The organism is Hufsiella ginkgonis, from assembly GCF_009834915.1.
Classification (GTDB): domain Bacteria; phylum Bacteroidota; class Bacteroidia; order Sphingobacteriales; family Sphingobacteriaceae; genus Hufsiella; species Hufsiella ginkgonis.
Window position 1 is genome coordinate 297,592 of the sequence record NZ_WVHS01000003.1, and the last position, 12,283, is coordinate 309,874.

7 protein-coding genes are annotated in these 12,283 nt (G+C 52.0%); 6 read left to right on the plus strand and 1 reads right to left on the minus strand.

What is annotated here, in order from left to right; all coding sequences use genetic code 11:
- The first annotated feature begins 36 nt into the window (after nt 1-36).
- From GS398_RS13685 to GS398_RS13710, 6 genes are all read left to right on the plus strand, one after another.
- Complete coding sequence (locus tag GS398_RS13685) at nt 37-1,434, plus strand: alpha-L-fucosidase (protein ID WP_160907366.1); 1,398 nt, start codon at nt 37-39, stop codon at nt 1,432-1,434.
- 101 nt (nt 1,435-1,535) lie between these two features.
- Nucleotides 1,536-2,876 carry a TolB family protein gene (locus GS398_RS13690; protein ID WP_202406064.1) on the plus strand — a complete coding sequence of 447 codons (1,341 nt, stop codon included), beginning with the start codon at nt 1,536-1,538 and terminating at the stop codon, nt 2,874-2,876.
- Nucleotides 2,877-3,179: 303 nt separating this feature from the next.
- On the plus strand, nt 3,180-6,362 hold the full coding sequence (locus GS398_RS13695; protein ID WP_237488191.1) for a SusC/RagA family TonB-linked outer membrane protein: 3,183 nt from the start codon (nt 3,180-3,182) through the stop codon (nt 6,360-6,362).
- Nucleotides 6,363-6,382: 20 nt separating this feature from the next.
- Nucleotides 6,383-8,287, plus strand: coding sequence for a RagB/SusD family nutrient uptake outer membrane protein (locus GS398_RS13700; RefSeq protein WP_160907367.1), 1,905 nt, complete (start codon nt 6,383-6,385; stop codon nt 8,285-8,287).
- Between the two features lie 21 nt (nt 8,288-8,308).
- Complete coding sequence (locus tag GS398_RS13705) at nt 8,309-9,025, plus strand: DUF3823 domain-containing protein (protein ID WP_160907368.1); 717 nt, start codon at nt 8,309-8,311, stop codon at nt 9,023-9,025.
- A gap of 77 nt (nt 9,026-9,102) precedes the next feature.
- Nucleotides 9,103-11,181, plus strand: coding sequence for a CehA/McbA family metallohydrolase domain-containing protein (locus tag GS398_RS13710; protein WP_160907369.1), 2,079 nt, complete (start codon nt 9,103-9,105; stop codon nt 11,179-11,181).
- A 26-nt stretch (nt 11,182-11,207) separates the two neighbouring features.
- On the opposite strand, the gene GS398_RS13715 is transcribed toward GS398_RS13710, so the two are convergent.
- Nucleotides 11,208-12,092 (minus strand): AraC family transcriptional regulator, encoded by an 885-nt coding sequence (locus GS398_RS13715; protein ID WP_160907370.1) that lies wholly within the window; start codon nt 12,090-12,092, stop codon nt 11,208-11,210.
- Nucleotides 12,093-12,283 lie beyond the last annotated feature (191 nt).

The window sequence follows — 12,283 nt, forward strand, 5'->3', positions numbered from 1 at the left end:
CTTTAACAATTATCTTTAGCTAAAAATCACCCCGCTATGCTGAAATATACCCGGTCCCTATTGTTATTCGCATGGGCTTTAAGCCCGGTGCTCCTGTTTGCGCAAGCCACTCCCGCCCGGAAACTCAAAAAGCTCCAGCAGCAATTTGTAGACGACCGTTTCGGCATGTTCATCCATTTTAACATTCCAACCTATATGGACGCCGATTGGGCCGACCCGGAAGCGCAGGCGAGCCTGTTTAACCCGGGTAAACTGGATTGCGACCAATGGGCGAAAGCGGCGAAATCAGCGAATATGACCTATGGATGTATCACCACCAAGCACCATAGCGGGTATTGTATCTGGAATACCAAAAGCACCCCGTACAACGTGATGAACAGCCCGTTAAAGAAAGACGTGGTGAAGGAATTCGCCGACGCCTTCAGGGCCAACGGGCTAAAAGTATGGCTCTATTATTCGATACTGGATACGCACCATAAGCTGCGCCCCAACCAGATCACGCCGAAGCATATCGATATGGTAAAGACCCAGATCACCGAGCTGCTAACCAGATACGGGAAAGTAGAGGCATTGGTGATCGATGGGTGGGACGCTCCCTGGTCGCGGATATCCTACGATGAGATCCCCTTTGATGAGATCTACCGCCTCGTGAAGTCGTTACAGCCGGATTGCCTCATCATGGACCTTAACGGCGCCAAGTACCCCGCGGAGGCGCTCTATTATACCGACATTAAGACCTACGAGATGGGTGCCGGGCAGCGGATGGGTAAAGAACGCAACCTGATGCCTTCGCTGGCATGCCTGCCGCTGCAAAGCTCCTGGTTCTGGAAAACGGATTTCCCGGCTGCCGCGGTTAAAGAGCCTGCCCGGCTGGTGAATGAAACGCTGATCCCGCTGAACAACGCCAAATGCAACTTTATCCTGAACGTAGCGCCTAACCGCGATGGTTTGTTCGACGACAATGCCCTGGCTGCCCTCAGGGAGATTGGCCGGATCTGGAAAAACGAAGGCCCGGTTGAAGCGCTGGGCGATATGGACGCACCCATTATCTCTTCCAACCTCGCCAAAGGCAAACCGGCAAACTCGAGCTGGAGCGACGATATGAATATTATGGACTTTGCCAACGATGATAACTTTCGCACGGCATGGCGTTCAAACCCTACCGTTAAAGAGCCGTGGCTGGAGATCGATTTTAAGTCTGCCAAAACATTTAACGCCGTCGTGATCGCCGAGCCAAAAGCAAATATCACCAAATACCTGCTCGAAGTGTTTTCTAACGGCGCCTGGAAACCCATCGAAGCCGGTACCAACCCGGGCCGCGTAAAAGTGCACCGGTTTAAACCGGTTACAGGCACAAAAGTGCGCGTAAAGATCGAAGCATATGCCAGCCAGCCTGCAATTGCGGAGTTCGAGGTGTATGATGAGGGGAAATAGGGATGCTTTTGATATCCCCCCATTTCCCCACATGACGGTACAGGACGGGACATAACGTTTTATTCGTGAATTTTACCCTTAAACTAACCCGTCCTTCTCTCATGAATCACCGCCTTGCCACCGCTATTTCAGCCATCACGTTGTTGTGCGGCCTCACCGCCGGCGCACAGATCGGTCGTCGCTTTCCCTCAGAGCGCAAAGTGGTAAAAGACCCGGTAACGGGGACCATGCTTACCTTCCTTACGAGCACACCAAACGGTGATTCGAAGATCTACCAGACCCACAACCAGTGGACTTCCGACGGGCAGTGGCTCATTTTTCGTTCCGGCCGTGTAAACGGCGAGGCCATGGCCGTGCACGAACAAACCGGCGAGCTGGTACAGGTTACCGAAGGGGGCTATACGGGAATGCTCAACATCGCCCGCAAAACCATGAAGCTCTATTTTATGCGCAATGCCGCCAGCTTGCCCAAAGGTTCGCTGCAGATCGTGGAGGTAGACCTCGCGAAACTTTTTGCAGACAGTAAGTCGGGCAATCTTAAACCGGCACCGGTTTATCAGCGTGTTTGCGGTGTAACGCCACCCGGGCTTGGCGCGGGAGGCGACATGGCGCTGGATGGCGACGAAACCCGCGCCTATTTCCGCATAGGAAAAGAAGAGGCTGCGCGTCACCTGGCTGCCGGGACCAGGATCGAAGCCGCTTTCGGGCCGCGTAAAATGGGCGCCGGTCCTTCGGGCATCGGCGTGATGGACATCCGCACCGGCGAGATCAAACACGTGGTTGCCGTACCGTTCCAGGTAGGTCATATCCAAACCAACCCCTGGATGGCCGGCGAGATCGTTTTTTGCTGGGAAACAGGAGGCAAATCGCCCCAGCGCACCTGGATCGTAAATGCCGATGGCAGCGGTTTACGACCTTTATACCCGGAGGCTGACTATGAATGGGTGACCCACGAGGCCGTGATCACCAGGGACGAAGTGGCCTTCGCCATTATGGGGCACCGCAAGATCCCCGGAACGGCGGGAGCCGCCCCCGACGGAACAGCGGTTAGCGGGGCAAATCCCGGCCAGGAAGCCGCCTGGGGGTCATCCGGTACCCGCGAGAAACCAACCGGCCTGGCCATTGTGAACATCCGCACCCGCGAGATGAAGATTGCCGGGCAAACACCTTCCGGCAGCGGACTATGGCACGTAAGCGGCTCGCCGGACGGCCGGTTCGCCACAGGCGATGATTTCGCCCGTAACCTGTACTTGATCGATCGCCGTTCCGGCGAGATGATGCTCCTCACTACCGGCCATAAACCTACCGCGGCCGATCATATCCATCCCACCTTTAGTCCTGATGGCACGAAAATCCAGATCCAATCGGCCATGCTTTCCGCGGACAACCGTTCCATGAACATTTGTGTGGTTCCGGTGCCCGCAGCGTGGCTCAAACGCTAGCTTCCGGTAAATTGTTTTAGCCGGCTTTCTTCACTTCAAAAAAAATCTGAAGATTTTACCGTAATATTTTCGTTGCTTTCTAATGTTGTCAATATTTCTGAAAATATGGGCAGATTGTGATACATTTTGACACAAATTGGATAAGATAAAGGATATTTTGCGCTGGAAATACCGCTACTATTGTTCTGCTAATCCAAATTAAACTAAGTCAAATGAAAGAAAAAAGCCACTTTTTCTTCGCGGGAATGCTATTGCCCAAACGTTTCCAGGGACAATTTCAAAACATTTTAAACTAACCAAATTATGAGAAAAAATTTACTGCAATGGCAGGGCCATGGTTCGCGCCATTCGAACCACATGTCTAACACACTGCTTCAAAAACAACCGTTTACGATGCTGTGTATCATGTTTCTCGTGTTACTTACTACCGCTGTATTTGCCCAAACAAATGTGAAAGGGGTAGTAACGGACGAGAAAGGGGAAGCATTAATTGGGGTGAGTGTAAAGATTAAGGGTGCTACCGGCGGCGTGAGCACCAACGTGAATGGCGAATTCGCCATCAGCGTACCGGAGAACGGTGTGCTGACTTTTTCGTACGTGGGCTTTACCACGCAGGAAGTTACCATATCCGGCAGGACAACGGTCAACGTGAAGTTAGCGGCGGTTACCTCCAACCTGGAAGAGGTGGTGGTAACCGGGTATGGTTCGCGTAAAAAAGAAACGATTACCGGTGCGGTAGCGAGCGTTACCGCCAAGGATATCGACCGTGCGCATGGCGGCGGTACCGCCAGTACCATGCTCGCGGGCAAGCTGCCCGGAGTCACTTTTCGCCAATCTGAAGGTCGTCCCGGATCAAGCGCCAGTATCCAGATCCGCAATATGGGCACACCACTTTTTATCATCGACGGTGTGCAGTCTGACCAGGGCCAGTTTAATAACATTTCACCTTCAGATATCGACCAGATCTCCGTACTGAAAGACGGCGCGGCGGCTATCTACGGCGTGCGTGCAGCCAACGGGGTGGTGTTGGTTACCACCAAAAAAGGCTCGGGCGCAACCCGTATCAATATCGATGGCTACCAGGGTTACCAGAACTTCTTCAGGTTCCCGGGTGCGTTAAGGAACGCTTATGACTGGCAACGCTATAAAGCGGAGGCAGAAGTGAACCTGAACGGCACCACCCCTATGACCCAGGCCGAACTGGACAAATGGAAGGCGGGCACTGACCCGAATTACCGCAGTTTCGACTGGCAGGAATTTATAGTAGATGATCATAAAAATGCGCCGCAGAACCAGGTCAACCTGAGTTTCACCGGGGGAGAAGACAAAGTAAACTACTATGTAGCTGCGAGTAATTTTCACCAGGGATTTAACCTCGGGAACGAATTCCGCTTTGACCGTGCTAACCTGCAGTCGAACATTAATGCCAAAGTGAGTAACCGTTTCTCCATCGGTATCGCATTGAACGGCCGTGTGGAAAAAAGAGGTAACCCGGGCGTACCGGGTGGTGACGACTATGACCTGCCACGCCGTGCAGTTCTGCGTAACACGCCGCTCGAACGCCCTTATGCGAATGACAACCCGGCCTACCTGAACAAGATCGGGAACACCCAGACCAACTACGCCTTCCTGAATGAAAAGATCTCGGGCGTGTATCGTGATCAATGGCGCGTGCTACAGACCACCCTGAACGCCGAGTATCAAATTCCCGGCCTTAAAGGGTTATCTGTCAAAGGATTGTATTCGTATTATGTTGCGGATAACCTTTATAATAACTTCGAATACACCTATAAGGCCTATACTTACAACGCGGTAACCAATAATTACGACGTTACGGGCGGCAGCTCCAATCCGTTCCGCGAGCGCACACAGCAAAAAGTATACAATACCACCCTGCAAGGCCAGCTAAACTACAACAACACCTTTGGCAAACATACGATAGGTGCTACATTCGTAACCGAACGCCTTACTGTACAGAACCTTCGTAACCGTATTCACTCGATCCCGGTATCAAACAACCTGCCGCTGATCTACTTTTCAAATTCCGATTTATACGAAGACAGCGATGTTGAACAGGCCCGTTTAGGTTATGTAGGGCGTGTAAACTATAGCTTCGGAAATAAGTATTACTTTGAAGCAGCCGGGCGCCGCGACGCATCTTACCTGTTCGAGCCAGGCAGCCGCGTGGGTTATTTCCCTACCTTCTCCGCAGGCTGGAGGATCACCCAGGAAAATTTCATGAAAAAACTGACTGAAAACTCAACCATCCTGAGCGATTTAAAAATACGCGGTTCTTACGGGATACTAGGCGACGACAGCGGCGTATCGGCTTACCTCTACCTTCCGGGATATAACTATGGGCCCGGACAGGGGATTTCGATCCTCGAGGGGCAGACGATCACTACCGCCCGGGATAAAGGAAAAACTGATAACCGGATCACCTGGTCGAAAAGTAAGATCACCGACGTAGGTTTCGACCTCAGTCTCTTTAACAGCAGTCTCGCCATTTCCGGGGATTATTTTTACCGGAAACGTACCGGCCTCCTGGCGGCCAAAAACGAGGTGATCCTGCCGGCCGAGGTAGGTTATTCGCTGCCTAACGCGAACATCAACCAGGATGCGCAATACGGTACGGAAGGCTCTATCAACTTTAATAGTAAGGCCGGTAAAGTTACTTACAACATCGGGCTCAACGCTTCCTATACGCGCTCTAAGTTCATCCAGTCATACAACCCGTTGTTTTTCAACTCATGGGACCGCTATCGTAACTCGAGCGAGGGACGTTACTCCCGCATCGACTGGGGTTACGAGGTACTGGGGCAATTCCAGTCGCAGGAACAGATCAACAACTACCCGGTAAATATAGACGGGCGTTCGAACAGGAGCCTTCTCCCGGGCGACCTGATCTACAAAGACCAGAACAGCGATGGAAAGATCGATGGATATGATCAGCGCCCGATCGGCTACGGTAACAGCCAGCCAAATATTAACATGGGCTTTACGCTCGGAGCGGCCTACAAAAATTTCGATTTCAACGCCGACTTTTCCGGTGGCGCAGGATACACCTGGTTCCAGAACGCGCAGGTACGCTGGGCGTTTGCCGATGGCGGCAACCTGAACACGATCTTCGAAGACCGCTGGCACCGCGAAAACCTGTTCGATGTGAACAGTCCCTGGGTTGCCGGCAAATATCCCCCGCTCCGGTTTAACCAAAGCACGCTGAGCAGCTACAACAGCAACTCGACCATGTGGGTTCATAACGCGAAGTTCTTTCGCGCGAGGTCTATAGAGCTGGGCTATTCGATGTCGCCTAGCCTGCTTTCGAAAGTGAAAGTGCGGAAAGCGCGCATTTTCGCAAACGTGTATAACCTGTTCTCGATCGATAACCTGGCGGAATATAGCGTAGACCCGGAAACATCGAATGATAACGGGTTGCAGGCGCCGCAAACGCGTGTATTGAACTTCGGCCTCAACCTATCGTTTTAACTGGCAATTTTAGAAAGAACATGAAGAAGATATATATATTAACACTGGCCGCGTTACTCTTTAGCGGTTCGTGTAAGAATGACGATAAATTCCTGACGATCGAGCCAACCACGATCCTTTCGAATGATGTCGTGTTCTCAGACCCCATTCTCGTTACCGCAGTATTGGGTAACTTATATAACAGGATCGTCGATTTTACCGGGCTGGACAACGACTGGCGGAGCTTTGTCGATTTCAGCGAAGCATTCCCCTCCGAAAACGCCCAATATGGCATCGTTCAGCGTACCGGCTGGGCATTTAGCGAGTGGCAAACCTGGGATTATACCTATATCCGCGAGTTGAACCTTTTTATCGAGCGTGTAAATGCGGCTGCTGCCCTTACCGCGGCCGATAAAAAACAGTTTGTTGCGGAAGCCCGTTTCCTTCGCGCCCATTATTACTTCGAGCTGGTAAAACGTATGGGAGGGGTTCCTATCGTGACTACTACACTGGAGTATGATTTTTCCGGGAGCGTTGCTAACCTGCAAAAACCACGTAACAAAGAATCGGAAGTGTATGATTTCGTGATCGCCGAATGCGAGGCGATCAAAGGTTCCCTGGCCGCAACTTCTAACCAAAAAACCCGGGCCTCCGCAGGCGCGGCGCTTGCCATGGAGTGCCGCGCCGCCCTCTATGCCGCATCGATCGCTAAATATGGAGTAAATACGCCTACCGTAACGCTCGCCGGCAACGAAGTGGGAATTCCTTCCAGTATGGCGAATGCCTACTACACCACATCTTTGAAAGCCGCCAGGGAGATCATCAGCGGAAGCGCAGGTACCTATAAACTATACCAGGCATTGCCGAACCTTTCAGACAACTTTGCGCAACTCTTTCTAGACAAGAGCAACGGCAACCAGGAAGTGATCTTTGTAGAAGATTTCAAGGTAGGATCGGGGAGAACGCACAACTTTACCGTGAACGATCAGCCGTTTTCGCAATCGGAAGAAGGACAGGACGCAGGGCGTTTAAATCCATCCCTGAACCTGGTACAGGCTTACGAAAAGCTCGATAACACATTTGCCCCGATAGCGACAAAGGACGGCAGCGGTGCCTTTGTTTATTATACCGATCCGCTGGATGCATTTGCCGGGCGCGACGCCCGTTTGGCAGGTACCGTGCTGCTTCCAAATACCTTCTTTAAAAGTAAAAAGCTGGATATCTGGGCAGGTTATCAGCTCGCTAACGGAACCGTGCTCACTTCAGGAAATGCCTCCGATCAGAAACCGCTGCCAGGTACCACCACCCCGGTGCAGGTCGTAGGCGACGACGGCCCTGTTAACGGGCTTGAGTTTCGTACACAAACCGGGTTCTATATCCGTAAGTACCTCGACCCGACAGAAGGTTCAGGTCGCCGCGGACGGCAAAGTGATGTATGGTTCGTCCGTTACCGTTTTGGGGAAGTATTGCTAAACGCTGCCGAAGCCTCCATGGAACTGGGCGATTACGTCGCTGCCTCTGCTTACATCAACCAGGTACGCTCACGTGCGGGTCTTACTACGCCGATCACCCTTACGGCTGCAAACGGGTTCGACCGCATCGTTCACGAACGACGCGTAGAGCTGGTGTTTGAAGGACATACCTTGTTCGATATGAAACGCTGGCGCCTGGCGCACCAGGTTTGGGACGGAACACGGATCGCTACCGTAGCCGACCTGACCAGCAACCTGGCCGCAGCAAACAAACGCAACACCAATCCGTGGGGACTATGGCCATACAAGTATTATGATCCGGGCAATCCGAATAACGGAAAGTGGATTTTTAAAGAAACGATCCCGTCGAACGCGACCGGGGCGAGCCGGTTCCAGTTGGGTAACTATTATTCCCAGATCACCGATGCCGTGCTCGGCGCTAATCCGAAGATCATCAGACAACCAAACCAGTAAGTAACCAGCTATTTTTTAGTCATGAAGATAAAATTCTTTCATATCGCACCGGCAGTCTTGCTAATACTGGCGGCTGCATGCAAAAAAGATAATTACGATGCGCCAACGTCGACACTTCGCGGAGCGCTGCTTTACAAAGGCGACTCTATTGGCGTCGAGTACAACCAGGTGCCGTTTAACGTGTTTCAGCCTGGTTACGGGAAATCGGGTGGGGCTATTACCGGAACCTTCGCACCCGACGGTACCTATTCTATCCTGGTGTTCGACGGGAATTACCAGTTTACGATGCCTAAAAACCAGGGCCCGTTCCTATGGAAAGAACTGACCGCAAGCGCCAGGGATACCCTGAAAGTCGGCTTGCAAGGCAGCCAGACGGTTAATATCGAAGTAACTCCTTATTACATGGTGCGTAACCAGCAATTGACGGTAAGCGGTGGCAAAGTGGTGGCCGCTTTCGATATCGAGAAGGTGATCACCGATGCGGCGCTCGCTAAAAATATCCAGACCGTCGTCTTGTACATCAACAAGACCAAATTCGTTTCGGGCGCCAGCAACGACAATATTGCGTCGGCTTCCGTTGCGGGCACTGCACTGCCTGCCGACCTCAAGAATATCAGCCTGAACGTAACTATCCCGGCCATTTCGCCCACCCAAAACTATGTGTTTGCACGCGTGGGCGTAAGGATCACCGGGGTAGAAGACATGATCTTCTCGCCGTTGAAAAAGCTCACTTTTTAAGGATCCTCCCGCTTCCGCTCTCCCGCCGGACCGGTCCGCAAGGACGGTTTGGCGGGAGATTTTTTACTTTAGACATTATGAAAAGACTACTTATCGTTGCCCTGCTTCTTACTGCCGCAAGCATCCGGGCCCAGGTCCCCGTCGACCTCAAAGGTTTTGGGAAGAATGGAGCAACTGTCGCCGTCAGCAAAAAAACGTTAACCATAAGCTGGCCCGCCGGGAAAAGCCGTTTGGCGAAGATGGTGCTCGACCTCGATAACGCCAATCCTTTGTTTAGCAGCATCCAGTTGGGAAACGCGGGTGCCTTAAAAGAAATTACCGCCGGGCTCGATCCTGCCTTTATCCTTACCGTGGGCAAAAGAACGCTGAGCCCTTCCAGCGGCGGCTGGGACGTTTTCTTCGATCGTGTGCCACGCAGCCCGTACCAGTCGTACAACGTGGACTTCGATAAACGTAACGCCAGCGTGGTAACGGAAGGCTCGCGTACCGTGGTCCGCGTGTCGGAAGTAAGTGCGGCCACCTTTAGCGGTGCGCTCGAGATCACCCTGTATAACGGAAGCCCCCTGTTTAACGTGGCGGCGGTGATGTCCACCGAAAGGGATTCGACGGCGATCCTGTATGATGCAGGCCTGGTAAGCAAGAAGAAGGTCTGGGATAATATCGCCTGGTCTGACGTAAATAAGAACATGCAGGGTGTAAAACCTTCGCGCACCGACGAAAGCGTAAACCTGGAAGTGAAATACCGTACCGTGATCGGTGAAAATGCCACCGGCAGCCTGGCGCTGTTCCCGGCTCCCCACCAGTATTTTTACCCGCTGGATGAGGCTTTTAACCTGAAGTTCACCTGGTACGGAAGCAATTATATGAAGATGATCCCAGGTTTCGGGATCGGGATCCGGCAGGATCCACTGGGCGATAAGCGCTATGTTCCATGGTTTAACGCACCGCCGAAAACACAGCAGCGTCTCAATTTCTTCTGCCTGCTGGGCCCCGGTAAAGCGGCCCCCGTACTGGAGGAAGTGAAACAGTTTACGCATGGCGATTCGTATGCGCCCCTGCCGGGATACAAAACTATGGCGACGCATTTTCATAACGAGTTCACCATGAACGTGGCACTGTCCGGAAAGCCGGTACCGGAAAAACCGGAGTTCGTAGACGTATTAAAAAAAACCGGGCTCAACATTGTGAAGCTTGCCGAGTTTCACGGGCCTGGCCATCCAAAAGGGCCCGACACATCGCGGTTAAAGGAGCTGAAAGCCTTATTCGACCAGACCAAGCGTCTTTCTGATAAAGATTTTCTCCTGCTTCCCGGCGAGGAGGCCAACAACTTTTATGGCGGCCACTGGCTGGCATTCTTTCCAAAGCCCGTATATTGGGTAATGTCGAGGAAGCCGGAGCAACCGTTCGTATCTAACGATCCCATCTACGGAAGGGTGTACCACGTAGGAGACAAAGCCGAAATGCTGAAGCTCCTTGAAACAGAAAACGGCCTGGCGTGGACGGCTCATGCGCGTACCAAAGCTTCTACCGGCTTCCCGGACACGTATAAAGAGGAAGCGTTCTTTAAATCCGGCACTTTTTTGGGCGCTGCCTGGAAAGCCATCCCGGCCGACCTTTCGATCCCGACGCTCAGCAAACGTGTGCTGAACCTGATGGACGACATGGCCAACTGGGGATTGAAAAAACACGTGATCTGCGAGGCGGATATTTTTACCATTACCAACCAGAACGAGATGTACGCGCATTTAAACGTGAATTATCTCCAGATGGATAAACTGCCAACCTACGCCGGCGGCTGGCAACCGGTGCTGGACGTGATCAGCAAAGGTAAATTCTTTGTGTCGACCGGGGAGGTGCTCATCCCGGCTTTCTCCGTCGACGGAAAAGGAGCAGGCGAAACCCTGAAACTCGGCGCCACCGGTAATGTGAACATTAACATGCAGCTCAGCTGGACATTCCCGATGAACTTTATCGAGATCGTATCCGGCGATGGCGCTAAAGTATACCGCAACCGCGTGAACCTGAATAAAACCCAGGCCTTCGGCAAACAAACCTATAACCTGCCGGTAAATCTCTCCGGTAAAAAATGGGTGCGGGTGGAAGCGTGGGACGCCGCGGCAAACGGGGCGTTTACGCAGATGGTTTGGGTAGAGTAGGTGGGGTTGGGCGTAAACGTCCGACCTCAATACGGTTCCAACTGTGCCTTCATGTATTCGTTCTTGTAATGCAGGGGCTGTTTTCCCATCACTTTTTTAAATTGTTTGTGAAAGTTCGATGGCGACTGGAAGCCGCATTCGCAGCCGATAAGGTTAATGTTCATCTTATCTTCTTTAAGCAGCTTGCAGGCGTACTCCACGCGGATCTCCTTCAAAAAGTCGGAATATGATTTGTTTACCCGCGATTTAAAATACCGGCAAAAAGAAGTACGCGTCATGTTCGCCACCGCGGCCACGTCTTCGAGCACGATCTTTTGCCGGAAATTTTTCATGATATAGCCGTAAACCTTGTTCATACGGTCGGTTTCGGCCTCTGTGTTAAGCGAATCGGAGTGGTTGTGCGTAACGGCATGGCAATCGTTAGAATTGGCAAGCACGTCGAGAAGCTTTAGCAACTGCACGATGCTGTCGACCCCGCTCATGGTAAGCAGTTCTTTCATCATCTTGCTAATGATAGCGTGCGTTTCGCCCGTGATCTCCAGGCCGCGCTCAGATTTATGGAACAGGCGGGTGATGGTTTCCAGCTCTTCCTTCTGGTGGGTAAGCTCGCCGAGAAAGTCGTGGTGAAAATACATCACGATCACCGTGGTGCTGAGGTTGTTCTTTTTTTCGAAATAAGCGTGATCGTTCCGCCAGACATGCGGCAGGTTAGGCCCCGTAAGCACCATATCGCCCGGGCCGAACGACTTCACACTGTCACCGATAAAACGCGTCCCTTCGCCTTTGGTAACATAGGATAGCTGGTACTCGGGGTGCAGGTGGAAGGTGGGATCGAAATGCGGTTCGTTCAGCTCCCTTATCACAAACGTCTTGGAGTCGGGGATGACGGATTTCTGGATGATATTTTTCATCGTTATGGTTGGTTAGTAGTAACAGGATTGAGGATTGAGAATGGAAAATAGGGAATAGAGAATAGAGAATAGGGAATAGGGGAGCGGCCTATTTTCTATTCCCTATTCTCTATTTTCCATTCTCTCTTTCTCCCCCCCATATCCCAATATTCGTTTCCACTATAAAAACTCATTACTTTCTAATGTTGTCA